General features: G+C 57.5%; 19 protein-coding genes. 12 read left to right on the top strand and 7 right to left on the bottom strand.

Features of this window, described 5'->3' with window-relative positions; genetic code table 11:
* Window positions 1–56: 56 nt before the first annotated feature.
* Complete coding sequence (locus BISA_RS08720) at window positions 57–1970, top strand: FAD-dependent oxidoreductase (RefSeq protein WP_033891465.1); 1914 nt, start codon at window positions 57–59, stop codon at window positions 1968–1970.
* Between the two features lie 116 nt (window positions 1971–2086).
* Here BISA_RS08720 and BISA_RS08715 read toward each other — a convergent pair whose 3' ends face one another.
* The gene (locus BISA_RS08715; RefSeq protein ID WP_033891464.1) at window positions 2087–3373 is read right to left on the bottom strand and encodes an OFA family MFS transporter; all 1287 of its coding nucleotides are present in this window, start codon (window positions 3371–3373) and stop codon (window positions 2087–2089) included.
* 553 nt (window positions 3374–3926) lie between these two features.
* Between BISA_RS08715 and BISA_RS08705 the strand changes: the two genes are divergently transcribed.
* Window positions 3927–4925, top strand: coding sequence for a LacI family DNA-binding transcriptional regulator (locus BISA_RS08705; protein WP_033891636.1), 999 nt, complete (start codon window positions 3927–3929; stop codon window positions 4923–4925).
* Window positions 4926–5197: 272 nt separating this feature from the next.
* On the opposite strand, the gene BISA_RS08700 is transcribed toward BISA_RS08705, so the two are convergent.
* The gene (locus tag BISA_RS08700) at window positions 5198–7951 is read right to left on the bottom strand and encodes a phosphoenolpyruvate carboxylase (RefSeq protein WP_033891463.1); all 2754 of its coding nucleotides are present in this window, start codon (window positions 7949–7951) and stop codon (window positions 5198–5200) included.
* Between the two features lie 335 nt (window positions 7952–8286).
* On the opposite strand from BISA_RS08700, the gene BISA_RS08695 reads away from it, so the two are divergent.
* A complete protein-coding gene (locus BISA_RS08695) occupies window positions 8287–10269 on the top strand; it encodes a threonine/serine exporter family protein (protein ID WP_033891462.1) in 1983 nt (660 codons plus the stop codon).
* 269 nt (window positions 10270–10538) lie between these two features.
* Complete coding sequence (locus BISA_RS08690; RefSeq protein ID WP_152597245.1) at window positions 10539–12179, top strand: sodium/proline symporter; 1641 nt, start codon at window positions 10539–10541, stop codon at window positions 12177–12179.
* A 403-nt stretch (window positions 12180–12582) separates the two neighbouring features.
* Here BISA_RS08690 and BISA_RS08685 read toward each other — a convergent pair whose 3' ends face one another.
* Window positions 12583–13563: a hypothetical protein gene (locus tag BISA_RS08685; RefSeq protein WP_033891459.1), complete on the bottom strand. Its 981-nt coding sequence runs from the start codon at window positions 13561–13563 to the stop codon at window positions 12583–12585.
* A gap of 314 nt (window positions 13564–13877) precedes the next feature.
* Between BISA_RS08685 and BISA_RS08680 the strand changes: the two genes are divergently transcribed.
* From BISA_RS08680 to BISA_RS08670, 3 genes are read left to right on the top strand one after another with little or no spacing between them, the layout of a single operon-like run.
* Window positions 13878–14504, top strand: coding sequence for an MFS transporter (locus tag BISA_RS08680; protein ID WP_033891458.1), 627 nt, complete (start codon window positions 13878–13880; stop codon window positions 14502–14504).
* Window positions 14501–14815, top strand: a complete 315-nt coding sequence (locus BISA_RS08675; protein ID WP_033891456.1) for a transcriptional regulator — start codon at window positions 14501–14503, stop codon at window positions 14813–14815. The genes BISA_RS08680 and BISA_RS08675 overlap by 4 nt, the downstream gene beginning before the upstream one ends.
* 7 nt (window positions 14816–14822) lie before the next feature.
* The gene (locus BISA_RS08670; RefSeq protein WP_033891455.1) at window positions 14823–16370 is read left to right on the top strand and encodes an amidohydrolase; all 1548 of its coding nucleotides are present in this window, start codon (window positions 14823–14825) and stop codon (window positions 16368–16370) included.
* Window positions 16371–16442: 72 nt separating this feature from the next.
* Here BISA_RS08670 and trpS read toward each other — a convergent pair whose 3' ends face one another.
* Entirely contained in the window at window positions 16443–17534 is a 1092-nt protein-coding gene (trpS, locus tag BISA_RS08665) for a tryptophan--tRNA ligase (protein WP_033891453.1), read from the bottom strand.
* Window positions 17535–17667: 133 nt separating this feature from the next.
* Between trpS and BISA_RS08660 the strand changes: the two genes are divergently transcribed.
* Window positions 17668–18036 carry a DUF3073 domain-containing protein gene (locus BISA_RS08660; RefSeq protein WP_033891452.1) on the top strand — a complete coding sequence of 123 codons (369 nt, stop codon included), beginning with the start codon at window positions 17668–17670 and terminating at the stop codon, window positions 18034–18036.
* 78 nt (window positions 18037–18114) lie between these two features.
* Here BISA_RS08660 and BISA_RS08655 read toward each other — a convergent pair whose 3' ends face one another.
* Window positions 18115–18525 carry a sterol carrier family protein gene (locus BISA_RS08655; RefSeq protein ID WP_033891634.1) on the bottom strand — a complete coding sequence of 137 codons (411 nt, stop codon included), beginning with the start codon at window positions 18523–18525 and terminating at the stop codon, window positions 18115–18117.
* Window positions 18526–18744: 219 nt separating this feature from the next.
* On the opposite strand from BISA_RS08655, the gene BISA_RS08650 reads away from it, so the two are divergent.
* On the top strand, window positions 18745–21192 hold the full coding sequence (locus tag BISA_RS08650; RefSeq protein ID WP_033891451.1) for a glycogen/starch/alpha-glucan phosphorylase: 2448 nt from the start codon (window positions 18745–18747) through the stop codon (window positions 21190–21192).
* A gap of 188 nt (window positions 21193–21380) precedes the next feature.
* On the opposite strand, the gene BISA_RS08645 is transcribed toward BISA_RS08650, so the two are convergent.
* On the bottom strand, window positions 21381–21602 hold the full coding sequence (locus tag BISA_RS08645) for a hypothetical protein (RefSeq protein WP_033891449.1): 222 nt from the start codon (window positions 21600–21602) through the stop codon (window positions 21381–21383).
* 160 nt (window positions 21603–21762) lie between these two features.
* On the opposite strand from BISA_RS08645, the gene BISA_RS08640 reads away from it, so the two are divergent.
* Window positions 21763–22491 (top strand): rhomboid family intramembrane serine protease, encoded by a 729-nt coding sequence (locus BISA_RS08640; protein ID WP_033891448.1) that lies wholly within the window; start codon window positions 21763–21765, stop codon window positions 22489–22491.
* Between the two features lie 639 nt (window positions 22492–23130).
* Here the strand turns inward: BISA_RS08640 and crgA are convergent.
* Complete coding sequence (crgA, locus tag BISA_RS08635) at window positions 23131–23598, bottom strand: cell division protein CrgA (RefSeq protein ID WP_033891447.1); 468 nt, start codon at window positions 23596–23598, stop codon at window positions 23131–23133.
* Window positions 23599–23687: 89 nt separating this feature from the next.
* Here crgA and BISA_RS08630 point away from each other — a divergent pair, with 89 nt between their 5' ends.
* Complete coding sequence (locus tag BISA_RS08630; protein WP_033891446.1) at window positions 23688–24482, top strand: DUF881 domain-containing protein; 795 nt, start codon at window positions 23688–23690, stop codon at window positions 24480–24482.
* Window positions 24479–25747, top strand: a complete 1269-nt coding sequence (locus tag BISA_RS08625) for a class E sortase (RefSeq protein ID WP_237746128.1) — start codon at window positions 24479–24481, stop codon at window positions 25745–25747. The genes BISA_RS08630 and BISA_RS08625 overlap by 4 nt, the downstream gene beginning before the upstream one ends.
* The last annotated feature ends 9 nt before the right edge of the window (window positions 25748–25756 follow it).

Here is a 25756-nt window from a genome sequence, read left to right as displayed (position 1 = left end):
ACTCCGTTCGACAGCTCCCTCGTCAGAGGGAGCCTTTTATCGGTAAGGAACTTTTCATGAGTGAATCTCAAAACAACCTCTACGATGTTGTGGTTATCGGCGGTGGTCCTGCTGGCCTTACGGCCGGCCTGTACCTGGCCCGCGCTCGCTACCGTGTGCTGATTCTTGAAAAAGATGATTTCGGCGGCCAGATCACCATCACCAACGAAGTCGTCAACTATCCGGGCGTGGGCCGCACCACGGGCCGCGCGCTCACCCAAACCATGCGTCAGCAGGCTCAGGACTTTGGTGCCGAATTCCTCTCCGCCGAAGCCACCGGTCTCGACGTGGATGGTGACATCAAAACCGTGCACACCTCACGCGGCGACCTCAAGACGTTCGGCATCCTCATCGCCACCGGCGCCAGCCCGCGCAAGCTGGGCTTCGAGGGCGAGGCCGAATACGCCGGCCGTGGCGTGGCCTACTGTGCCACCTGCGACGGTGAGTTCTTCACCGGCAAGGAAGTGCTGGTGGTCGGCGGCGGATTCGCCGCGGCCGAGGAATCCGTGTTCCTGACCAAATACGCCTCCAAAGTCACCGTGCTCGTGCGCGAACCGGACTTTACATGCGACGCCGCAGTGGCCGCCGAAGCCAAGAACAACCCGAAGATCGACGTGCGTTATCAGGTCGAGCTGAAGGGCGTCACCGCCGGCCAAGGCGGCCTGCGAGAAGCCTCGATCCTGAACCTTGCCACCGGCCAGACCGAAACGTGGAAGCCCGCCGACGCCGGCACCTTCGGCGTCTTCGTGTTCGCCGGCTATGTGCCCGCCACCGATCTGGTGCGCGGCGTAGTGGAGCTCGATGATCACGGTTACGTGGTCACGCACGACTACCTCGAAACCTCGGTGCCGGGCGTATACGCGGCCGGCGATCTGCGCGTCAAGAACCTGCGCCAGGTGGTCACCGCCACCGCCGACGGCGCGATTGCCGCCGTGGAACTGGAGCGTTATGCCAAGCAGATGAGCGAGAAAACCGGCTTGGTGCCGCCGCGTCCCACTGCTTCCGCTTATGAGGAGTCCGAGGCCAAAGCCGCCTCCGCCGCCTCGGCCGCTGGCACGACGCCCACCCCGGCTCCCGCCAAGCGCAGTGCCGATGCCGCATCCAGCGCCGCCAAGAAGTCCGGCGAACTGTTTTCCGCCGCCATCAAGCAGCAGCTTGGCGTGGTCTTCGGCCGCATGGCCCGCCCGGTCACCCTTGCCCTTGAGCTGGACAGCACCCCGCTTTCGGCGGAATTGCAGGGGTTCATCGGCGAGATGGTCGCGTTGTCGAATGGCAAGCTGAACTCGGTCGCCGTCGATGCCGCAGGGCTGATCACGGCGGTGGATGGTGCTTCTGCGCCTACTTCTTTGGTGGTTGGCGAGCCATTGGCCGTCACTTTGCCGGACGGCACCGAACTGCCCACTTATGGTTCGTTGGACGATTCCGGCCGCGCCACATTCGACGTCGCCGGCGTCCTGCCGCTCGCCCGCCCAACTGTGCGCATCTGCGTGCCGGCTGAGGGCGACGGCAAGGCCGGCAAGGACGGCAATGGTTCACTGGTCTTCACCGGTCTGGCCTTCCACGGCGTACCTTCCGGCCACGAGTTCAACTCGTTCGTGCTTGGCCTGTACAACGCGGCCGGTCCCGGCCAGCCGCTGGGCGATGACCTGGTCGAACGCGCGAAGTCCATCACGGGCCCGCTGAACATCATGATCCTCGTCTCGCTCACCTGCACGATGTGCCCGGAAACCGTGCTTGCTTCCCAGCGCATTGCCTCCCTGAGCCAGGCCGTGCGCGCCGAAGCCTACGACGTCTCGCACTTCCCCGAACTTAAGGACCAGTACGGCGCGATGAGCGTGCCCTGCATCGTCATCACCCACGCCGACGGCACCCAGCAAGTCGAATTCGGCAAAAAGAGCATCCCCCAAATGCTCGAACTGGTCGGCGCGTAAGCCGCACGGCCTCAGGTACTCAACAGCAACAACAACGATTCTGCCAAAATCGTGACGTACATCGATTGATGCGATCGATGCGCCCGACTCCGGCAGAATCGTTGTTTTGCGGCAGCTCAGCCTCGGTCTTCGACGGCCTTCGTGACGTTTCTGTCGCCGAGGTACTTGACCAGGCTGATGCTGATCAGGGCCACAACGAACAGGCCGGTGAGCACCGGGATGAGTGCGGCGTAGCGGTGGGCCTGATCAGGCGCGTGGGCAACTACGAACGAGGCCAACTGGTTGCCGGACAGACCGGCGAACGCCCAGGCGCTCAGCGTCAGACCGTGCGTGGTGGAGACGGTTTTGGTGCCGAAGTGCTGATCAAGCAGCACGGGCAGCGTCGAGAAACCGCCACCATAGCCCGCGTTGACGAGGAACAGCATCGCCAGCACGGCCCACAGCAGAGCGTTGCCGATGCTGTTGGTGAAGATCTGCAGCAAGCACACGGCAATCGACATGATGAAGATTACCTGATAGACGGTCTCGCGGCGCTTCAGGTGGTCGGAGAGTGTGGAGAAGCCCACGCGGCCAGCCGTGTTGAACACGGAGTCCACGGCGAGCACCAGTCCGATGATGCCGGAGATGGCGGCGGCAAACTTGGCGGGGTTCAGGTTGGCATACTGCGGGAAGGCCTTGAGCACATCGTGCAGGATGTCCTTCTCTTGGCTGATGAGGGCCAGGCCACAGGTGATGTTGATATAGAAGGCTATCCAGATGCCCCAGAACACGGGCTTCTTGAGGATTGTCTTGCGGCTGACGTGTGAGGTCGCGGGATCATACACCCAGCCGGCCGGACGCTTGATGAGCAGGAAGCCGACGAACATCATCACCGCGTAGACCGCGGCGAGGATGAAGAACATGCTGACCAGGCCAACCGTGCCGATGAGATATTCCATCAGTGGGCTGGCAATGGCCTTGGCCAGGCCGAAACCGGCGACGGCGATGCCGGTGGCGAGGCCCTTGTTGTCGGCGAACCAAAGCATCAGGTTCTTGACCGGAGTCAGATAACCGACGCCCAGGCCGATGCCCATGATCGCGCCATAGCAGATGAACACGCCCGGCAGGAAGTTCAGGGCGATGCTCACGCCCGTGCCGGCGAAGCCGACCACGAAGCAGACCATGGAGACGAGTGCGGATTTCTTGATGTTTTTCTCCACCATCGGCCCGGCAAACGCGGCGGACATGCCGAGGAAGAAGATGGCGAGTGAGAAGCCCCATTCCACGGAGGCGGGGCTGGCGTGGAGACGGTCAGCGATAAGCTGCTTGAACACGCTCCAGCAATAGACGGTTCCGATTGGGATATGAATCAGCAGTGCAGGGATAATCGCGCTGGTCCAACGATTCTCGGTAAACCTTGCCATATATGGGCGGATCCTTTCGTAACTGGTGTACGATGGCCTGCCGGCCCGAACGAGAGTCGCCTCGCCCATATCCACGCACATCACGGCGGCATGCCCCGTGAACCGTCCGGGCTGCACGAATCGAATCAAATCGAATCGTGCGAACTGCGAACAATTCGCTAAACATCCTTGGTGTGCATTTCATCGGCGCTGCTGGCTCTTGTCGACGCCGACAAACAGCACTATAACGCTGTTACGGGGTTGCCATGGCTGATTTCTGTGGTCGGAAGCTATGAGCTTTCTCACATCGAAAACAGTTATATGACGGTATCGGCGTGATTGATACGTGACGTCTGCCCGTGGACGCGGCATATCCCTCTCGGAAAACAATGACTCCGTCATGTCCATTTCTTGGTTTGACATGTTTTCGTTTGCAGCGTCGGTGCTCACCACGGTGACCGCGGCGTTCGAGTCGCCGGGCAGGGCCTCGACCGAGGGTCTCATCCTCGGCTGAGATGTGGGCGGTACTATGGATTCTTATCGATAAGGTTCGTGATATGCGGAGATGGTAACGATGGTGACCTTAAAGGATGTCGGCGAACTGGCCGGAGTGACCGCCACCACCGCCTCCGCGGCCCTGCGAGGCAAGGATTACGTCAAGCCCGAAACCACGCAACGCGTGCGTGACGCCGCCCGCAAACTCGGCTACAAAATCAACCTGTCTGGCCGGTCCCTGCGTTCTGGGCGGTCCGATACCATCACCTTCCTTACCTCGGGCCTCGAGGGCGACTATTTCTCCCATCTGGCCATGTGTGTGGCTGAGGAAGTGCACAAGCGCGACTCGCACATGCTCATCGAACTGTCCCGGTATCTTACCGACGACAACGATCTGTCGTACACGTTTTCGGACGGCATCATCGCCATCAATGCGCCACGTGCGGTCGATATCCTGAAGCGGCATCCGGCCGTCATGCTGGAAAACTACGACACCAGCCTGCCTATCGACACCGTGAACGCGCCGAGCGACGCCGGCTCACGGGCGGCAATCGAACACCTTATCGCGCGTGGCTGTGCGCGCATCGGCATCGTCGGCGACAATCACGATCCCAACAATCCCAGCATCATTCCCGGCTCGCGTGATATTCGTATGCGGGCCGCCAAGGAGACGATTCTCGCGGCCGGACTGCCGTTTGACGAGCGCCGTGATTTCATCAAATCCTCGTGGTCGATTGACGGCGGTATCGAGGCCGGGCGCGGCTTGGCCAAGAAAGGCAAGTGCAAGTACGACGGTCTGTACTGCCTGAACGACGGTATTGCGCTCGGTATTCTGCGTGGTCTGGCGGACGATGGCGTAAGTGTGCCGGGCGATGTGCGCGTTATCGGCTTCGACGGCCTGAGCCAGAGCATGTACAGCGTGCCGACTTTGACCACCGTGGCCACCGATTTCAAGGGCATGGCGGATACCGCGCTGACCTTGCTTATGCGGCGTATCGAGAACCTGGACGACGAGTTCTTCCCGCAGACCGTGAATGTGGGCTATAAGCTCATCGAGCGCGAATCCACTGCGGCGTAGAGTCTTTGGCCGTGTTGAGCTTCAATTGGGTGATTGGACTGGCACCAGCGGCTGATATCAGATATGCCGAAAGCAGCGATGATCGGATTTAAGTTGCTGGAGATGACAGGATGGATTGCTCTTTACCCCTTTCACCATCTTGCAATAATTCTTACATGTAAGAACTCTCTGTTTACATGTAAGAATTATTGCAAGATGATGAAAGATGCACACAAAACGGGGAAGCCCCGCTCGATGTGAGCGGGGCTTCCCCATATGCGCTGGTGTGTAGATCAGCCTGTGTTCTGCAGGCCGGCAGCAACACCTGAAACGGTGCAGAGGATCAGATAGATGAATCCTGCCTGCTGGCTTTGCGAGAGCTCTTCCTTGTCCACCTTCTTGCGTAGCGACTTGAGCGCCAGCACCTGAGTGACGGACAGCGCGTCCACGTACGGGGAGCGGATGCGGATGGCCTGGCCGAGCACGTGGCGGTGCTGCAGCGGCCACTTGTCGCCCACGATGGCCAGAACCCACTTGCGGGTGAGCTCCATCTCGTTGAGCACCTTCTCATTGAGGTCCTCGCGGTCGCCGAGGGCAAGGTACATCCTGGCGATGCGCTCATCCGTCTTGGCGATGGACATCTCGATGTTGTCGATGAACGTGGAGAACAGCGGCCATTCCTCGTAAGCCTGACGCATGGTCTCCAGATCGCCGAACTTCTCGCATGCAGTGCCGAGACCGTACCAAGCGGCCAGGTTGATGCGTGCCTGAGCCCAGGAGAAGATCCACGGAATCGTACGCAAATCGTCTAGGGACTTGGCGCCAAGGCCGCGCTTGGCCGGGCGGGAGCCAATCGGCAGCAGACCGATTTCGGTCAGCGGCGTGACGATCGAGAACCACGGGGCGAAGCCATCGGTGTTCAGCAGGTCGAGGAAGCGGTTGTGCGCGGCCTCGTCGAGCTGAGCAGCCATGTCGGCGTACTTCTTGGTCATGTCGGTGTTGGTCTTCTCCACGCTCGGAGCGGACTGCAGCAGGGTCGCCGCAGCCACGGACTCGACGTGGCGGATGGCCAGCACCGGGTTGCCGTAACGGGCGAAGATGACCTCGCCCTGCTCGGTGAGCTTGAAACGGCACTTCACGGAGCCGACCGGCTGGGCCAGCACTGCACGGTTGGCAGGGCCACCACCACGACCAACGGCGCCGCCGCGGCCATGGAACAGGGTCAGGTCGATATCGTGCGATTCAGCCCACTTGGCAATACGCTCCTGAGCGGAATGCAGAGCCAGCGTTGCGGAAGTCGGGCCTGCATCCTTCGAGGAATCGGAGTAGCCGAGCATGACCTCGAGCTTGTTGCCGGTAGCCTTCAGGCGAGCCTGGACCTCGGGGATCTTGATCATTTCCTCGAGCACGTCCACCGAGTTCTGCAAATCCTCAAGCTGTTCGAACAGCGGAATCACATCGATGGTGGGCACGTCCTCCGGGTGAGCGAAGGCCAGACGGTTGAGCTCGTAAACATCCTTGATGTTCTGCGCGCTCTTGGTGAAGGAGATGATGTAGCGGCGTGCGGCCTTGGTGCCATTGCGCTTCTGGATGGAACCGAGGGCACGGAAGGTGTCGAGCACCTCGTGGGTCATCGGTTGCAGTTCGCCGCGTTCGCCGTGCAGGCCGTGCTCGCGAATATCCGCAAGGGCACGGGAGTGCACCACGGAATGCTGACGGAACTCCATCTCGACCATGTGGAAGCCGAAGGTCTCGGCCTGCCAGATCAAGTCCTGCAGCGGGCCATAGGCGGAGCGCTTGGCGCCTGCATCGGCCAAGGACTGCTGCACGGTCTTCAGATCGGCGATGTAGTCATCGCAAGTGTGATACATCAGATCGGCGTCACGCTCGATGGTGTAGTGCAGACGATCGGCAATCACCAGCATGACTGCGCGGTGCAGTTCCTTGGTGGAAATCAGGGCGGCCTTATCGGTCAGACGCTCGCTCATTTCCTTCTGGTGGCTCCACAGGATGCGCAGTGCAGAGCTCGGCGGTGTGGTCTCAGCCTCCATCGTGAGGTTGCGACCCACAGTGCGGGTGGCTTCCTCGAGAGCGGCGAGCACATGATCGGAGAACTTGCGGGCCACCTGACGGCTGACCTTAGCGGTCACGTTCGGGTTGCCATCGCGGTCGGAACCAATCCAGCTACCAGGGTGGAAGAATGCCGGGCACACGGGCGGCACTAAGCCAGCCTTATCGCCCAAGACCCAGTCGTCGAAGCGACGGTACACCTTGGGGATGGTGTGGAACAGCGTGTTGTCGAAGATGTCAAGAATGGTGTCAGCTTCCTCAACAGGAGTCGGCTTCTTCAATGCGATCGGGGAAGTGCGGAACAGGGCGTCGATCTCGTTGTAGAGACGGCGGCAGTTCTCCTTCTTATCCGATCCACCAAGCGTCTTGTGCTCTTCGAGCAGCTCGGAAATACGGCGAATCTTGCCTTCCACTGCCTTACGGCGAGCCTCGGTGGGGTGGGCGGTGAAGACCGGGTGGAACTCGAGCCTGTCGAGCAGCTCCTTGGCCTTGGCCGGGCCCATCTCGTTGATGAGCTGGTGGTAGGCGGAAGTCATTTCGTTGACCGGGTCGAAGGCCTGATCGTCGGTGACTTCGTTTTCACGCTGGCGCAGCACGGAGACGCGGTAGTTCTCCTCGGAAAGGTTGGCCAGATGGAAGTAGGTGGCGAACGCGCGGGCCAGCAGCTGGGCGTCGTGCAGGTTCATCTTGTCGATGACCTCAACGGCGGCCTTCAGCCCATCATGGCCGGGGTTCGGATCCTCAACGCCGCCGAAGTGCTCAGCGCTGGCCTCGACCGCATAGTTGCGCACGGTATCGAAGGTGGAGAGCAGTTCAGGGTTGTATTCGCCCAGTACGTCGCGCAGGATTCGCAAGCACAAATCCATGTCGTACTTGAGGTTTTTGGGAAGATCATGCTCCTCCGGGCCCTTTCGGCCGGTCCCGGTGGTGACGATGGCAGCGTCAGCCGGAGTGATCTGTTCTTCGGATGTTGCCATATAACCTCCTTTGCCGAATATTAGGTTGCTCGGTCTATTGGTCGTCCGCGGCTCCTCCGCGGTTGTTGAGGCCAATCGTTGCGAGCCCACAGCCCATATTCAACGTGGTTGTTGTGTGGGCAATAGTGTATCGCCGGGTATTCGCCATTTACGTTACGAAGTCCATTTTCAGCCGACAGATTGCTCAAATATCGACTGACTTATGTCCGAAAAATGGACATGGAAGTGTGTGCTGGGGTGCGCGGGGAAGGCGGCGCGCTACCTTGAATCCTCGGGAAATCTCGTCAATCAACACAATCTGCGGCAGATGCCGTACAAACCGGATTGGGAATCACATGGAACAGCAGACGAACCATACTGAACCACATCAGGAGCACCATAAGCCCAATGAACATGGTGCTATTGCCGTTCAGCATTTCCATACCCACTCCATTCCTCTGGATATGGAAGACATCGAACGCGATTGGGACAAGCCCATCGCGGAAGCTGGTATTGCAGCCAAAGCCAGCGTGATTGTGCGCGTTGGTCTGCTTGACTTGAGTGCTGGTACCGGTTCCTTCCGCGTGCGCGAAATGATGCATCGCATCGCCTATCCGCTGGGTGTGCACGTGCGCGCCGATGTGAATCTGACGGACATCGAAGCTGCCTGCACGGACGGCAAGGACCGCATTACCGAAGTCATCGATTTGCCCACCACCGGCGTGAACACCGAGCGCATCTGGCTGCTTGAGCATTACGCCGACTGGTTTAGCGTGAATCTCGGCGAGGAGTCGATGTATCACGTCCAGCCTGAGGTATCGCAAGGCCTGATGCAGCATCTCGACACCAAAGATGCCTCCCAAGTTTCTGCGAACCTTTCCAAGAAACTGCGCGAAGAGGAAAAGGAAAAAGAAACGCATCAGGCTGGGCAAGACGCAGTGCTTGATGCGCTTGAAGTAGCCAGCGAGCATAGCGATCCAGGCGACCCTCGCGCGCATCAACTGCACGTGCACGAAACGGACTGGTCGCAGTCGGCAATGGCGCAATCATTGGCAGCACGTGCCGCCGATGAGCAGGAGCGCGAGGCTGAGCAGGCCGCGCAATCAGCTGCAGTCGAAGCTGAAGCGCAGGCGCATCCGGATGCTATGGAAAGCGACTTCCCGGATGCTGAGCTGCATCAGCAAGAAGCTGCTGCGGCACCTTCTGCACAGTCGTATCAGTCGAATCAATCACATTCGAACCAAACAGATGCCGCGCCGCGCAAACGCAAACTTGCCGACCGCAAACCACCCAAGGAATATGCCGAGCATTTCGACTACATCGGCGCTGAACAGCAGTCAAAGAATTCCCCAGGCATCACCGTGCGCCAGGCTCACGAGCGACTCGATATGATCGAGCATCGCAAGCCGCTGTATTCGCCGGCCTTCGCAGGCTTGGCCTCCGCCATTGCCTGCGCATCCTTCGTGTTCCTGCTCGGCGGCGGCCCGTACGACATGGTCGGCGCATTCGTGGGCGCCGGCTTGGGCCATTGGCTGCGGCGCAAGCTGTTCGCGCATCATTTGAACCAGTTCTTCGTCACCTTTGTGTGCGTGGCGTTGGCGGCTCTGGCATGCACTGGAACTCTGCGCTTGATTGGCCTGTTCGATCCTGTGGCGCTGCAGCATGACACGGCGTACATTGGCGCCATGCTGTTCGTCATCCCCGGATTCCCGCTGATTACCAGCGGCTTGGATATGGCGAAAATCGACTTCCCCTCCGGCATTCAGCGCCTCGCGTACTTCCTGTGCATTGTGCTGATGGCTACGCTCGCAGGCTGGATGGTTGCAGTTATTGTGCACTTGAACCCAGAAGGATTCGAGCCGCTCGGCCTGAACGTGTGGGTGAACGGCGGTCTGCGATTCGTCTTCGCGTTCCTTGGTGTGTGGGGCTTCTCCGTGATGTTCAACTCGCCGCAGCGCATGTGCTTGGTGGCGGCTGTGATTGGCGCTATCACCGATACGCTGCGTCTGGAAATCGTGGATCAAGGCGTGCCGCCAGAGGCCGGCGCGTTTATCGGCGCTCTACTGGCCGGCCTGTTGGCTACGGCTTGGCGCTCCTCCGTGCGCAAGGGGTGGCTTGCCCCGCATTTGGGCTACCCGCGTATTTGCCTGACCGTGCCGTCGATTGTGATCATGGTGCCGGGCATGTATATGTACCAGGCCATGTTCCACTTGGGTTCGTTCGATACGCAGTCCGCGCTCGACTGGGCATTCCGCGCGTTCATGGTGATTATCTGCCTGCCCATCGGTTTGGCGATGGCGCGCGTGATTACCGATAAGTCCTGGCGGTACGACATTTAGCGGCTTGCAGGCCTGCTTGGGCCGACTTGGTTGCTGGTGGCACCAGCGATTCGACAATAAGCGCCACACTATGAGACATTACCGTCTCATTTGTGGCGCTTTGTCCGTGCGTTCCGCGAAGGTCAGCCAAAGAGAAAGTTTTTCAAGGCTCTTTGTGCATGGCAATCTTTCCATGACTGCCCCTATAAGACGGCATATTGCTGGGAATTCCCTATTCCAGGGGAATCACGATAGGGGAGGGCCATCAATTACGGCTTAAGGCGGTTAGCGTGGCGAACGATTTCTGGATTCTCTTGGCCATGGTCCTCTATTTTGCGGCCATGCTGTCCATCGGATTCGTGTACTCCAAGCGTTCCAACTCCTCGTCCAAGGAGTACTTCGCGGGCGGTCGTGGCGTCGGTCCGTGGCTGACTGCGCTTTCCGCTGAGGCCTCGGACATGTCCGGCTGGCTGCTCATGGGTTTGCCGGGCCTCGCCTACTTCACCGGTGCTGCTGACCCGATGTGGACCGCGCTGGGCCTTGCCATCGGTACCTATATGAACTGGAAAATCGTGGCCCGCCGCCTTCGCCGCTACTCAGTCGTGGCCGGCGACGCCATCACCATTCCAGACTTTTTCGCCAAGCGATTCCATGACACCAAAGGCGTGATTTCCACTATCGCCGCCATCATCATCCTCGTGTTCTTCAGCGTGTACGTGGGCAGCTGCTTCGTGACCGTGGGCAAACTGTTCGCCACTTTGTTCGGTTTTGACTATCACCTGATGATGATTTTGGGCGCGCTGGTGGTGTTCGTCTACACCGTTGTGGGCGGCTACCTGTCCGTGGTTATGACCGACTTTATTCAGGGCTTGCTGATGTTCTTCGCACTCGCTGTGGTATTCATCGGCACGGTTGCCAATGCCGGTGGCGTTGATAATACAGTGGCCTTCCTGCAGTCCATTCCTGGTTACCTTTCCGGTGTGCAGGTGGCCGCTCCCAAGCTCGACCCATCAACGGGTCAGCAACTCGTAGAGGCTGGCCGCGCGGTATTCGGTGCCCCGAGCGATTACGGCATTATCACCATCGTGTCCATGCTGGCATGGGGTTTGGGATACTTCGGTATGCCGCAGGTGCTGGTGCGATTCCTTTCCATTCGCAGCGTTGAGGAAGTGCGCAAGTCTCGTATTATCGCCACGCTGTGGTGCGTGCTGTCGCTGGCCAGCGCCGTGTGCATCGGTTTGGTCGGCCGCGCAATGATGCCGACCGAACTGTTGACCTCCACAGACGCGGAAACGATTTTCATTGTGCTGGCGCAGACTCTGCTGCCAAGCTTCATGTGCGGTGTGGTAGTGTCTGGTATTTTCGCCGCCTCGATGAGCTCCAGCTCCTCTTACATGATCATTGGCGCTTCCGCCATGGGCGAGAACATCTTCCGCGGCCTGTTCCACAAGAAGGCCACGGACCGTCAGGTGATGATTGTGGCCCGTGCCACGCTGGTGGTGATGTTCCTGTTCGGCATTCTCGTGGCATACGATCAGAACTCTTCGATTTTCCAAGTGGTTTCATACGCGTGGGCCGGCTTGGGCGCGTCCTTCGGCCCGTTGATGCTGTGCTCGCTGTATTGGCGTCGCGCCAATAAGGCAGGTGCTGTGGCGGGTATGCTTTCCGGCACCGCAACGGTGCTGATTTGGCATAATCTCATGAAGCCTTTGGGCGGTGTTTTCGCCATTTACGAGCTGTTGCCGGCATTCTTGATTTCACTGCTGTTCATTGTGGTGGTGTCGCTGCTCACCGAGAACCCCAACGAGCAGATGCTCTACGAATTCGATCGCTACATGGACGATCCGCTGCCCGGCACCCTGCCCTCCGGCTCAGTACTGGTGGATGAGCCGATGGAAGCCATGGAGGCCGAAGTTCGCGGCGAGAAATAATGCGAGGTAGCGTGCTTTGATGCGCTCTGGGCGCAGAAAGCTGCGTTCGCCGGTTTCTGTGCGCGCTTTCTTCGTTACAAGGGGCTGATTTCCGTGGTCGGGGAGGTCTATCTGCCTTACGAGGGGCTGGCTGTCACAGTAGCCGTGCTCCGAAATGGCGAAATGACGTTGGCGTGACACGATTTTTGGGGTGATGTACCACAGTGAGCAGCCCCTCGTAAGGCAGATAGACCTCCCCAGCCGTCCAAATCAGCCCCTCGTAACGCAGAAACACCTTTCCGCTGGCCCAAATCACCTCTTCGTAATAAGAAACCGCCCTTAGCAAGGTCTATTTTCAACGAAAAAACGCGCATGAAGTGTGCGACGCATCCCTCTCGGCTATGAGGTGCCATGTCGCGGCACATCACAGCTGAGGAACAACCGGCGAAAGAGGCGCAAAACATAATCGTTCATACAGTGGCGCACGCCGCAATGTACGGGCATCGGCTATTTGTCGAATAGTTCGTCGCGCCATAAGCTGTACGGTTTTGCCGGTGACTTCTTCGATTCGGTCTGCAATGCGTTGAGCGAGGGCCTCTTCGTCTGCAGCACTTCGTAAGTCCAGCTTCGTGACCTGGATATGCTTCCATTTGGCATCCTCAATGGCTTGCCGCCGCTTAACGTCATTGAGCCACTGCCCTGCATGGTGCGAGCCTTCATACTCTATGCAGATACGATATTCGGGATATGCGAGATCAAGGTAAAGAGGTCTGACACTGTTGCCCACAAAGATAGGATAGTTGACTTGTGGCATGTCAAGCCCATACCGGGGCGGAACAAAACGTGTGCGCGTTTCCATGGAAGAGTCCGTTCCCTCACGGGCTAAACGTAACGCCAGCCGGCAATTTTCGTATCCGCGGAAAAGGCGCGCATTGCGCCCCATCGCCTTGGCTTCCTGTACTTGACCGTATGCACGATCCAAATACGCTGAGAGTTCTTCTAGCGTGGTCCGGCGTAGCCGCCTGTCTCGTCGCATCATGGAATCTGCCAGGACGACAAGCTCTTCAAGATCCAAATATGCTGAAAACATCGCCCAAGTACACGGCGCTGACGTGCATAAGAATTGCCCCTCAACCATGACCGTATCGATTGGAAACGGCCATACGACCGCCTCCACTCCTGATATATGACGTTTGGCATTGGCATGAGGAACAGCAACCATTACCGATTGAGTGATCCGACGATACTTATTCGGTATACGCGGAAGTTCGACGGACAGTAACTCAAGTGCCGTCGTCAAAGCATACGGCGGTCGCCAACTACTTCGTTGTTGTATTGCCGCGCAGACATCCATTCGTTGATATTTCAGCATGGTCAATTCCGTTAATGCATATGATGCGTTCATCCAATCACCCCTTCGTGATGCAGCATGCATATCGGGAGTCTACGGTGCTAAACCACAGACTGTCTACAGTCCCCATTTTTCAGTGGATAAATGTGGATAACTCGGTGGATAAGCACCAAGAGGACCATTGAAAAGCACTAGTATGCGAGGCTGAATTTCGCCGATCCGAGTCATTTACTTTCCATGTGGAAACTGTTATGCTTTCCATACGGAAAGTTTGTTTGTTCCGGCCCTTACTGCATTTCTTATATCTTCTTCGTACTTCATCGGCCATGGTTTACGCAACGCAGCGATAAGCCAAGAAAGGAACAATCATGAAGCAGTCACATGTATCGCCATCCTCAATTCCGTCAACCTCCGACGCCGCAGCCGCACTGCACCAGTTGCGTGCAGACCGAACTCAATTGAGCACAAGGGTCACGCTGCCGCTGTGGGGTCAAATCATCTATGCAATCGGCTGGGGGCTTGCCGTCAACCTATTTGGCGAGGAAATCAATGCGCTGACATTGGTATTACTGGCATTGTTTGCCGTATGCATGATTGCCGCCTATATTGCATCGCGCAAACAGCGGGGCAGTCACATAGACTCAATGCCGCGTAATCGTGAAATGCAGGCATTGCTAGGCGTACAAACTGTGATCATCGTGCTGGGAGCTGCCCTGAACTATACATTTTCTTACCTGCCAACAGAGTCTGTGCTGATTGATATCGCGCGGCATGCATTGCTATCGATTGCTGTGGGCATTGGCATGTTCCTCGCTGGCTGGCTATATCAACGCGCCTTGGATCGCATGGTGAGGGCTATGCATGATACTGCACTGTCTGCAGCGGCAGCACGCAACGCGGCATTGTGGTCCACTGTGGTTCCTCAGACAACTTCATCGCGAATCAGCGGCGGCGTGGACAGCGCAGAACGCGATGCAAAGGCGCCACAGCCATGACTGAAGCACATTTTGACGAATTTATCCACTCCTCGATCCGATTGCGCATATGTGGATTGCTGATGACGACGACCTGCATGCAGTTTGCTGTTATCCGAGACACATTGGGCATCAGCGACGCAGCCTGCTCCAAACAGCTCAGAGCATTGCAGGAGCATGGATATGTGGCGTTGCGCAAGGTCGATAGCGCGCTCAATAAACACAAGGTGATTGAAGTGATGCTGCTGCCGGCCGGACGGCACGCATTTGAGGGGCATATGGCTGCATTGGAGCAGATTGCGCGCGGTGCCATTCACACAACAGTGGCATGATGGCGGTATGAGTAGCTTGGTACGTATTGACAATGCAGGCATTCCTGGGTCTGAAGACCGTGTTGATATCGTTGTGCGAGATGGCGTTATTGCTTCCGTAACCCCCGCGGGTACTGACGCCGCCGTTGATGCAACGCGTGTCTTGCCGGAAGATGTGGATACGACAGATACAACTGTCATCGATGCCGATGGGTTATGGGTTATCCCTGGTTTGTGGGATTGTCATACGCATTTCACGCAATGGGCTAAAACGCTGGGCCGACTGGATTTGATTAACGCTCGTTCGGCCAGCGAGGCGATGGCCATGTTGCGCGCCCATTTGGAGGAACGCCGCGCGGCCGGGACACTCGACCCGAACACGTTCGTAGTGGGTATGCGCTTCCGGCATTCGCTGTGGACTGACGACGAGCAGCCCACGCTTGCTGCCATCGATGCGGTAACCGGCGAGCAGCCGGTGGCGCTCTCCAGCGCGGATATGCACTGCGGTTGGGTGAATTCTGCTGCCGCCCGCCGCCTTGGCGTGCATGTGGATGAGCGCACTGGGCTTGTAGGAGAGCTGGAATGGTTCAACGCTTATACCCAGTTCGATAAGGCTCCTGGCGCAGCCGAAGAAACCGACCGGTTGCTGCGTGAGGCCGAGCGAGATGCTGCGTCCAAGGGCATTGCGGGCATTCACGACTATGAGATGGCCGAAAATATCAACACGTGGATCAGTCGCTTTGCCGCTGGCATCAATGGACTGCGTGTGGAGGCCGGCGTATATCCCGAGCGTCTGCATGACGCCATCGATGCAGGCTGGCACACCGGCAAGCCTCTGCCCGGGAGTAACGGGCTTGGTCATGTCGGGGCTATGAAGCTTATTTCGGACGGTTCGCTGAACACGCGCTCCGCCTATTGCTCCACCCCCTATTCCGGTATCGAGCCGCCGACCTACGGCACGTTGAGCTATACGCCGCAGCAAATCGAGGATTATATGCGGTTGGCCACTGAACATGGCTTTGATATTGCTTGCCATGCCATCGGCGATGAGGCGAACACCATTGTGCTGAACGCCGCTGCCGCCACGCATGCCCATGGTTCTATTGAGCATGCGCAAATGCTTAAACCCGTGGATATCCCACGATTTGCCGAGTTGGGGCTTACCGCAAGCATTCAGCCGCAGCATGCCATGGATGACCGCGACGTTATTACCCGCTTCTGGGCTAATCCTGCTGGCATTCCCTATCCGTTCCGCTCGCTGCATGACGCGGGCGCCAAGCTGCGCATGGGCTCGGACGCCCCTGTTGCCCCGCTTGACCCATGGTTGGCCATCTCCGCCGCCGTGTTTGGCACAGAGAGCTCCGCGCGCGAACCATTCCAGCCCGAACAGTGCCTGGACGTGCGAACGGCGTTGGCTGCTTCTACTGCAGTGGGAAGAGACCGCGTCGAAACTGGCGACCCGGCAGATTTGGTGCTTATCGATGCCGATCCCTATGCCGCTGCCACACCCGAAGTCATGCGTGCCATGCCGAAGCACATCAAGATGACGTTCTTGGCCGGCAAGCGCACATACTGAATGCAAAAGGCCTGGGATTGTGTGTTCACAATCCCAGGCCTTGGCGCTCAGTGCGTTGATGCGTTGAGTGTTTCAGTACTTCATGCCCATGGCTTCGCGCACCTGGTCGAGGGTTTCCTCGGCGATGGCGTTGGCGCGCTTGTTGCCGTCATGCAGAATGTCGCGAATGGAATCCATGTCCTTGGCCAGCTCGGCGCGGCGCTCGCGGTGCGGAGCGAGGAACGAGTTCACGGACTCGATCACGTAAGCCTTCAGTGCGCCTGCACCGGCATCGCCGATTTCCTCGGCGATATCCTTCGGGTCGCGGCCGGTCACGAGGCCTGCGGTGGTCAGCAGTGCGGAGACCTGCGGGCGTGCGATCGGATCGAAGGTGATGCGACGCTCGGAATCGGTGGGGCTCTTCTTAATGAGCTTGGCGGTTTCCTCAGCGGTGGCGCCCAGCATGATGGAGTTGCCGTAGGACTTGCTCATCTTGCGGCCGTCGAGACCCGGAATCTCAGGAGCGTCAGACAGAATGGCGGCCGGCTCCGGGAACACCGGGTTCTTCTTGGCGTAACGCTCGTTGAAACGACGGGCAATCGTGCGGGTAATCTCCACGTGCGGCAGGTTGTCCTTGCCGATCGGCACCACATTGGCCTTGCAGAAGAGAATGTCGCACGCCTGATGCACTGGGTAGGTGAGCAGCAGGCCAGTCAGCGCGTGGCCGGAAGCCTCCATTTCGGACTTCACGGTCGGGTTGCGGTGCAGCTCAGCCTCGGTGACCAGGGAGAGGAACGGCAGCAGCAGCTGGTTCTCGGCCGGCACTGCAGAGTGGGTGAACATCATGGTCTTGTTCGGGTCGATGCCCGCGGCCATGTAGTCGAGCACCAAGTTCAGCACGTTGTCTTGAATATGCTCGGTGGTGTCGCGGTCGGTGATGACCTGGTAATCCGCGATGATGATGTTCGTGTTCACGCCACGCTCCTGCATGGCGACACGCTCTTTGATGGAGCCGAAGTAGTGTCCCAAGTGCAGGCGGCCGGTCGGGCGATCGCCGGTCAGCATGGTGAAGGACGAGGGATTCGACTCGAGCTTGGCAAGCGTCTCGTCGGAACGCTTCTTTGCTGCGAGGAAGCTCGCGCTCATTTCATTGCCTGCCGCTGTCAGTTTCTGCTCGTCGGTCATGCGGATTCCTTTGAAATAGCCGTAAAATAAACGCTTTTATGGTAAAAGTGTGAGCCGACAACGAACATGCACATATTAGGTGGTACTCTCTTAAGTTGATGAATCGAACAGCACAGTAATTTCAGGGGGTCAGATGGGCCGCGGACGTCAGAAAGCAAAACAGCAGAAAATTGCCCGTAAGCTGAAGTATCTGACCACCGACACTGATTACGATGAGCTGGCCAAAGAGCTAAGCGAGCAGGAGCCGGGAACAGGGTCTGTTGACCCGTTTGCCGACGTTGAAGACCAGTATGTGGACACTGATGAGAAATCTAGTGATTCCGCTGCTGCTCCTGTTGCGGACGATGACTTGGATGAGTACGCCAAGTGGGCTGCCGAAGCTGCAGCCAAGGCGACCAGTGGCGAATTCCCGAAGACTGCGGCTAAGCCGGCAGTTCCGCATAAGCCAATCCCGATGCCAAAGCCTCGCCCGATTCCGAGCGCCCTCAAGCCTAAGCAGTGATCGGTGGCAATACAGCCTTATAAGGCACCTGTTGCATAACAGGTGCCTTTTTATTTGCTATTTTGCCGTCGACTGCCGCTAACGCGTGAGCGGCAATAGGTCGCTCAAATCGTCGCGTTCGCCGACTGCACTGATGTGGCCGGCATCCTTCTCCTGATTCCACGTGGTGATGCCGCAGGCAAGCCGTAGCCAAACGTCTGGCTCAAGTTCGATGACGTCCGGCGGAGTCAGATTATGCGGGTCAGATTCCGGCCCGTCCAAAATTTTGACTGCGCCCCATGGGGCAACGCGCACTTCTACACCGGGGCCGGGAGCCCGCCGCTCCAATAGAAACAGTGAGTAGCGTACGGCCATGGCCCACGTGCTGCGCGGCAAGGTTGGATTAATGGTGATTGCTGCCGCTGTTTGCAATGATTGCTGCGCGGCTGTATGCCATTGTTGAAACGCGATGCGACCGCGTTCTAAATCTCGTTCAAGTATGACTGCCATGTCTTCAATCATGGCACTTGATAGCTCTTGACCATAGGATGATAACGATGACATACGCCGTTGTATGCGTACTGTATGGCGGTGTGATACCCTCAGTATGAGAACGTATGCACGCGCTGATCTCAATGACGTTACGGAGAGTTCATGCTTACGTTTATGCCGCGATACCGAGTGCGCGGCATAATAATCTCGGGCACTTATCCCGGAAGGAAAGTCAGAATGACCGAAATTACCGCACCAAAGTCTCCCGTTACGGCGGACCAGTTCGCCGACGAGATTCGTGAACAACTCAAATACACTCAGAACGTCACCGCCGAGCAGGCAACTGCTGCCGACGTGTACGTGGCTGCATCCAAGGCTGTGCGTAACCACCTCGCCGACTCTTGGTTCAAGACTCAGGCCGATACCGTCAACGGCAACACTAAGGCCGTCGGCTACTTCTCCGCTGAGTTCCTGATGGGCAAGCAGCTGGAGAACGCACTGCTGAACGCAGGCCTGACCGAGCAGTTCGACAAGGCTGTTGAAGCTCTGGGCTTCCAGCCGAAGGACATCATTGACGCCGAATACGAGCCGGGCCTCGGTAACGGTGGTCTGGGCCGTCTCGCCGCCTGCTTCATCGACTCCCTCGCCTCCCTGGGCGTGCCGGCATTCGGCTACGGCATCCAGTACAAGTACGGCATCTTCAAGCAGACCTTCGATGAGAACGGCAAGCAGGTTGAAACCCCTGATTACTGGCTGACCAACGAAGAGCCGTGGGGCCACATCGACTACAACCGCGACCAGAAGGTCTCCTTCGGCGGCGAAGTCGTTGAGGAGAACGGCAAGAAGGTGTGGAAGCCGGCTTGGTCCGTGCGCGCCGTCCCGGTGGACTACCTGGTCCCGGGCTACAAGTCCCAGCGCGTGAACACTCTGCGTCTGTGGACCGCCAAGAGCTACGACGAGTTCGATCTGCTCGCCTTCAACCGCTCCGAGTACATGGAAGCCGTCAAGCCGCAGGTCAAGGCTGAGAACATCTCCAAGATCCTCTACCCGGAAGACTCCACCAAGGTCGGCAAGGAGCTGCGCCTCGAGCAGCAGTACTTCTTCGTCTCCGCATCCCTGCACGACGCCATCCGCGTCTTCTACCCGGGCCAGGACAAGCCTGATCTGACCACCTTCCCGGACAAGATCACCTTCCAGCTCAACGACACCCACCCGGTGATCGGCATCCCGGAGCTCATGCGCATCCTCATCGATGAGTACGACTACGACTGGGATACCGCTTGGAACATCACCGTCAAGACCTTCAACTACACCTGCCACACCCTGCTGCCGGAAGCCCTCGAGGTTTGGCCGGCCAGCCTCATCGGCGAACTGCTGCCGCGTCACCTCGAGATCATCGAGAAGATCAACGAGCAGTTTGAAGACGAGCTCAAGGGCAAGGGTGTTGCCGACGAGACCATCGAACGCATGCGCATCTACACTGGCGACTCCGTCCGCATGGCTTACCTCGCCACCTACGGCGGCTCCCACGTCAATGGCGTGGCCGCCCTGCACTCGCAGCTGCTGAAGGACGTCACCCTCAAGGACTTCTCCGACGTCTACCCGACCAAGTTCACCAACGTGACCAACGGCGTGACCCCGCGTCGTTTCGTCAAGCTCGCCAACCCGGCTCTCTCCGACCTCATCACCGAGGGCCTCGGCACTGACAAGTGGATCTCCGACCTCGAAATGCTCGAGGGCCTGGTTCCGCTGGCCAAGGATGACGAGTTCGTCAAGAAGTTCGCTGCCGTCAAGGCCGCCAACAAGCACGCTTTCGTGGGCTTCGCCAAGGATCACTACGGCCTCGACATCGACGAGAACACCATGTTCAACACCATGGTCAAGCGTCTGCACGAGTACAAGCGCCAGAGCCTGAAGATCCTGGCCGTGATCTCCAAGTACGCTGCCATCAAGAACGGCACCGTTTCCGCTGACGAGATCCTGCCGCGCACCGTGTTCTTCGGCGCTAAGGCTGCTCCGGGTTACTACCTGGCCAAGATGACCATTCAGCTCATCAACAACGTCTCCCGCGTGGTCAACAACGATCCGGACGTCAAGGGCAAGCTGGCCGTCCACATGCTGCCGAACTACAACATCGAGATGGCTCAGAACCTGATTCCGGCCACCGAACTTGACGAGCAGATTTCTCAGGCTGGTAAGGAAGCTTCCGGTACCGGCAACATGAAGTTCGCTCTCAACGGTGCCCTGACCGTTGGTACCCTTGACGGCGCCAATGTTGAGATTCGTGAGCGCGTTGGTGCTGAGAACTTCTTCCTCTTCGGCATGACTGTGGAAGAGGTCGATAAGCTGTACGCCGACGGTTACGATCCGGCTAAGTACTACGAGGCCGATCCTCGCCTGAAGCAGGCCATCGATCTGGTTGCCAACGGCACCTTCTCCAACGGTGACCGCAACGCTTACGCTCCGCTCGTCGCCGACTGGCTGACCAAGGATTGGTTCATGACCCTGGCTGACTTCTCCGCTTACGCCGATATCCAGGCTGAAATCGAGAAGCTTTACCGCGATCCGCTCGAGTGGAACCGCAAGGCCCTGCTCAACGTGGCCAACTCCGGCTTCTTCAGCTCCGATCGCTCCATGGAGGATTATCTCGAGCGAATCTGGCACACCGGTCCGCTCGCTGACTGACGGGTCCAGAACGCAGCTGGAGGGTGGGGAGTGCGCATCCCGACCGTAAGCTTGGCCGAACGGCCTTGAGTGTGTCGGGATGCGTACCGTACTCCCCACCCTCCAGCGTCAGCAGCTTAATACGCAAAAAGCCTCTGTAACTACTTCGGTTACAGAGGCTTTTTACGTATGTCTACCAGTTGGGGGAATCAGGCTTCAGCTGGGGAGGCTTCGGGCTCCTCCTCATCGCCCTTATCCTCGGCCTTGTTCAGACCCAAATCCACCGGCGAAGAGCTGTTCTCCCACGGCTCCTCCCACGGATCATAATCCGGGTTCTGCTGCTTGTAGATGTACAGGCCGATGACTGCAGCCAGCGCCGCGCCAAACAGCAGCGCGAAGAACTTCCAACCGTTAGAAGAGCGATTCTCCATGACGGCTCCTTTCTGTGAGGGATCGTCTGGTCGGCATGCCCATTCACGACCGACCCTGCACCCTATTCTATGCCGATGATTGTGACGATTGGGTGGATTGAATTGCCCGGGCGATTTGCCGGGACGCTCGTATGCCAGAACTTTCGATACAGTGGTCTGCATGCATATGCCGACAAAACGAGAAATCAAATATGAGTGGGAGCGTGGCGGTCCGGTTATCACGTGGGCGCTGATTGCTGTGTGCACGGTGATATGGCTGATTGAAGTGCTGCTGGGCTTCATTTCGCCGCTGTTGCAGTCATTGCTGGTGTATCAGGGCATGCTCTCCCCGATGACGTTAGTGCATCGCCCTTGGACTGCTATTACCTCAATGTTCTTGCATGCGCCGAACACGATCATGCACATTCTGTTCAACATGATTGGTCTGTATTCGGTTGGCGCGGCGCTGGAGCGGATGATGGGCCACTGGCGATTCCTTGGCTTGTATGTGATTTCAGGCCTGGGAGGTTCTCTGGGCCTTATGGTGTGGGCTGTGGCATCGCCGAATAATGGTTGGCAGATGGCTGTGTATGGTGCTTCGGGCGCTATTTTTGGCTTGTTTGCTGCGATTTTGGTGGTGTATCGCCGTATTGGTGCGGATATTCGTTCGATGCTGGTGTGGATGGTGATTAATTTCGCGTTGCCGTTTGTGGTTGGTGGCGTAGCGTGGCAGGCGCATGTCGGCGGATTCGTGGTCGGAGCATTGCTGACATGGTTGTTGACGAGTGGACTGCCGGTTTGGCGGCATAAAAGCCTCGCTTGGCGTATGCAGGTGTATGGCTGGTCCGTCACTGTTCTGGTAGTGGCTGGCATTCTGCTGTGCAATATGGCAAATCCATACGCCATGTAACTGCTTTTTCTTAGCCTATTTGTTGAGCCGCTCTGTGTGAGCGGCTTCTTTTCTCGAAATAAACCTTGAGTTCGTGAAAATACGCCGCTGAGTTATTACCGCCATTAGGGTTATCCACAGTCCTCTTGCTGCTGTGGACGAGATATGGGAACTGTTGAAGAGCTCGGGCGCTATATATAGGGGTGCCTGCAAGTCTCCCCTAAACGCTCGTGGATAGTTGTGCACAATTGTGGAAAAGACGGTGGATAACTCAACGCCGATGTGGATAACTCACGAACTCATGTCGATAACTGTGCACAAGTCATTGACGGTGCATTGTGGATAACTCGACATTCTATGCGCCGAATTGTGTGCAATCGCCGCTTCGATTGCACTAATTCACGGTTATCCACGACTTATACACCGCTGAATACTCTTTATCCACGGGTTATCCACTACTTATCCACAAGGTTTTCCACATTTTGTGGAAAACTACAGCGATGTAATTCATCCACATCGTGTGGATAAGCGTGTGGATAACTCGTGGATAAGTGGTGGATAGCTGTGGGTAAGTGCGGTGTCCATATCAGCAGCGAATACAAAAAGGCCGGCTCCCGAAGTAGGAAGCCGGCCTTAGACAATCAGCAATAGCGCGCTAACTCAGCGCCATCCCATAGTCATAAGGAAGCCGATCATAATCAGAGCGAAACCAATTGCCAAGTTCCAGGCGCCAATGTTCGGAATCGGCCAAGCGCCGGACGGGGAGAGGTAGTACACCACGCACCAAATCAGACCAATAATCATGAACGCGCAGAACACCGGCACAAACCAACGTGGGTTGGACTTGGTGCCCTTAATGGTTTCCTCAACGCGCTTCGTATTCTCTGCCTGACGACTCATCATGCGCTGCATCTGCGGGGTCAGCGTGGCCTTGTCGGCAGTGGCGTTCAGCACAGCCTGCACCTGATCCATATCCACACCGTAGGTCTCGTCTTCTTCGGCGGTCTCCTCAGCGGTGGTCTCAGCGTTTTCAGCAGTGTCAGAGGTCTTTGCATCATCGGATGCAACCTCATCCTGCCAGTCCTTCTGGTCCTTCGAGTCGTTTTCGTGCAGCTCTTCGTCAGCCATCAGCGTATTCTCCATTCAATAGGCTAAAAGTCATAATAGTGGCTACACTCGAAACTGGTGAACACACCGTGTAAAAAGACGGGATTTTTATGGCCAAGCACCAAGGAAAACATAGCGCACGTCGCTCTCTGCTCAGCGGAGTCGCCGCGTTTGTGCTTATTGCCTTGACTGGCTTCCTGCTGAGCACCAATGTGCGCGTAAACCGCACCACCACAGTCAACAATGACACTGCCGACCTTGTGGAGCACAGTGTGGCTGAGGTTTCCCAGCTGCAAAGCGACGTCAATGATTTGCAGAAGCAGGTCAATAATCTTACTGATGCGCTCAATTCCAAGGATTCTTCGGATAATTCAACCGATAGCAGTGATGCGGCAGACGGTGGCGATTCCAGTTTGATGCTTCCTGCTGTTTCCGGAGAAGGCATTACAGTCACCCTGGATGATTCGCCGCTTTGGGAAAACGCGGTGAACGATAATGGCACAACAGCCAATATCAATGATTATGTGATTCATCAGCAGGATGTGGAATCTGTGGTGAACGCATTGTGGGCGGGCGGAGCTGAAGCCATGAAAATTATGGATCAGCGCGTGCTGTTCAATTCTGCCGTGATTTGCTCAGGCAATGTGCTATCCATTCACGGTAAGAAATACGCACCACCGTTCACTATTTCCGCTATCGGAGATCAATCTTCGATGCGCAAGGCGTTAAACGATTCGAATGCCATCACTATTCTGAAGCAGTACGTCAGTGCATTCGGCATCGGATATAAGGTGGAAAACAAGGATAATCTTCAGTTCGAGGCCACTACGGCTTTGCTGCAGCAGTTCAAATACGCCACAGTCGATACGTCGAAGGCCAAAGACGAGGAGCAGAATCAGCAATGAGACATACTAGCAGCGAGAATGCGAATACTCAGTCTGAGGTCAGCTTAAACGATTTTGCGGTTCCTGAGGAACCCCAGCAGCCGAGCGGCTATGAATCCGGCTATGAGTCCAGCGAGCCGCGCCGGCGTAGGAGCCGCCACGCTCGCTCCTCGTCCGCCGCATATACACGCGGTTCCGGTACGGTTGCCGCTCGCCGTGGCCCAGTGTGGCAAGCACTTGGTATTGTGGCCGAAATCCTGCTCACCGCTGCCGCTATCTGCGCTCTGTACATCGTCTGGCAGATGTGGTGGACCGGCGTGGAAGCGGAACAAACGCAGGAAGCAACCACGAAGTCAGTGAACTGGTCCGATCCTGCTGCTGACGGCGGCACGGTGAAAATCGCCAAAGCCCAAGATGGCGAGCCGCCCGTCCAGCCGGAAAATCCGAAATACGGCGATTTGATCGCTCAGGTATACATTCCACGATTCGGCAGCCAGTGGCACCGCAATCTGGTGGAAGGCACTACGCTCGAGCAGATTAACCGCCATGGCCTTGGCCACTATCAGAGCTCGCAAATGCCGGGTCAGGTTGGTAATTTTGCGCTCGCCGGTCACCGTAATGGTTATGGCCAGCCGCTTGGCGATGTGGATAAGCTCCAAGAAGGCGATGCGATTATCGTTCGTACGCAGGATTATTGGTACGTATACCATTACACGCGCTACGAGATCGTGCTGCCCACGGATATTTGGGTGATTGCGCCAAACCCGGAGAATTCCAGTGTGGAACCCACCAAGCGCATGATTACGATGACCACGTGCGAGCCGAAGTACTCCACGCCGACTCATCGTTGGATTAGCTACGGCGAATTCTCGTACTGGGCCAAAGTGTCTGATGGCGTACCGAAGGAATTGGCGACCACTGATTCTTCTGGCGCTGTGAAATTCGCCATTTCCGAAACCCCGTCCGTCGCCTCGCGCATTGGTTCTTTGGACAAAGTGGTGTATTTGGCTCTAGTGGCATGGGTGATTCTGTTCATCGCTGCTGCAGTAGCTTGGCGCTGGCCGGTACTGCGTGCGATTCGCTTAGGCGAACGCCGCCGCCCGGACGCCAGCATCTACGGCACCCTGCTCCGACTGCAACCGGGCGTTATGCCTATTCGCTGGCTGTTGTTGCTGTTACTGCTGCTTGCTGCTGCTGCCGCACTCTTCCAATGGACCTTCCCATGGGCCGCGGCAAATATCCCATTCCTGCAACAGATGTCGAACTTCGTGGCCGTACCGGAGTAAAGCCGGCCA

Source organism: Bifidobacterium saguini DSM 23967, assembly GCF_000741715.1.
GTDB classification, from domain to species: domain Bacteria; phylum Actinomycetota; class Actinomycetes; order Actinomycetales; family Bifidobacteriaceae; genus Bifidobacterium; species Bifidobacterium saguini.
This window is presented reverse-complemented; position numbering and strand designations above follow the sequence as displayed.

What these genes read in the sequence shown, in the direction of transcription:
- BISA_RS08720 (WP_033891465.1), top strand. Translation starts at nt 57, where the DNA reads ATGAGTGAATCTCAAAACAACCTCTACGATGTTGTGGTTATCGGCGGT.
- BISA_RS08715 (WP_033891464.1), bottom strand. Translation starts at nt 3,373, where the DNA reads ATGGCAAGGTTTACCGAGAATCGTTGGACCAGCGCGATTATCCCTGCA.
- BISA_RS08705 (WP_033891636.1), top strand. Translation starts at nt 3,927, where the DNA reads ATGGTGACCTTAAAGGATGTCGGCGAACTGGCCGGAGTGACCGCCACC.
- BISA_RS08700 (WP_033891463.1), bottom strand. Translation starts at nt 7,951, where the DNA reads ATGGCAACATCCGAAGAACAGATCACTCCGGCTGACGCTGCCATCGTC.
- BISA_RS08695 (WP_033891462.1), top strand. Translation starts at nt 8,287, where the DNA reads ATGGAACAGCAGACGAACCATACTGAACCACATCAGGAGCACCATAAG.
- BISA_RS08685 (WP_033891459.1), bottom strand. Translation starts at nt 13,563, where the DNA reads ATGAACGCATCATATGCATTAACGGAATTGACCATGCTGAAATATCAA.
- BISA_RS08680 (WP_033891458.1), top strand. Translation starts at nt 13,878, where the DNA reads ATGAAGCAGTCACATGTATCGCCATCCTCAATTCCGTCAACCTCCGAC.
- BISA_RS08675 (WP_033891456.1), top strand. Translation starts at nt 14,501, where the DNA reads ATGACTGAAGCACATTTTGACGAATTTATCCACTCCTCGATCCGATTG.
- BISA_RS08670 (WP_033891455.1), top strand. Translation starts at nt 14,823, where the DNA reads ATGAGTAGCTTGGTACGTATTGACAATGCAGGCATTCCTGGGTCTGAA.
- trpS (WP_033891453.1), bottom strand. Translation starts at nt 17,534, where the DNA reads ATGACCGACGAGCAGAAACTGACAGCGGCAGGCAATGAAATGAGCGCG.
- BISA_RS08660 (WP_033891452.1), top strand. Translation starts at nt 17,668, where the DNA reads ATGGGCCGCGGACGTCAGAAAGCAAAACAGCAGAAAATTGCCCGTAAG.
- BISA_RS08655 (WP_033891634.1), bottom strand. Translation starts at nt 18,525, where the DNA reads ATGGCAGTCATACTTGAACGAGATTTAGAACGCGGTCGCATCGCGTTT.
- BISA_RS08650 (WP_033891451.1), top strand. Translation starts at nt 18,745, where the DNA reads ATGACCGAAATTACCGCACCAAAGTCTCCCGTTACGGCGGACCAGTTC.
- BISA_RS08645 (WP_033891449.1), bottom strand. Translation starts at nt 21,602, where the DNA reads ATGGAGAATCGCTCTTCTAACGGTTGGAAGTTCTTCGCGCTGCTGTTT.
- BISA_RS08640 (WP_033891448.1), top strand. Translation starts at nt 21,763, where the DNA reads ATGCATATGCCGACAAAACGAGAAATCAAATATGAGTGGGAGCGTGGC.
- crgA (WP_033891447.1), bottom strand. Translation starts at nt 23,598, where the DNA reads ATGGCTGACGAAGAGCTGCACGAAAACGACTCGAAGGACCAGAAGGAC.
- BISA_RS08630 (WP_033891446.1), top strand. Translation starts at nt 23,688, where the DNA reads ATGGCCAAGCACCAAGGAAAACATAGCGCACGTCGCTCTCTGCTCAGC.
- BISA_RS08625 (WP_237746128.1), top strand. Translation starts at nt 24,479, where the DNA reads ATGAGACATACTAGCAGCGAGAATGCGAATACTCAGTCTGAGGTCAGC.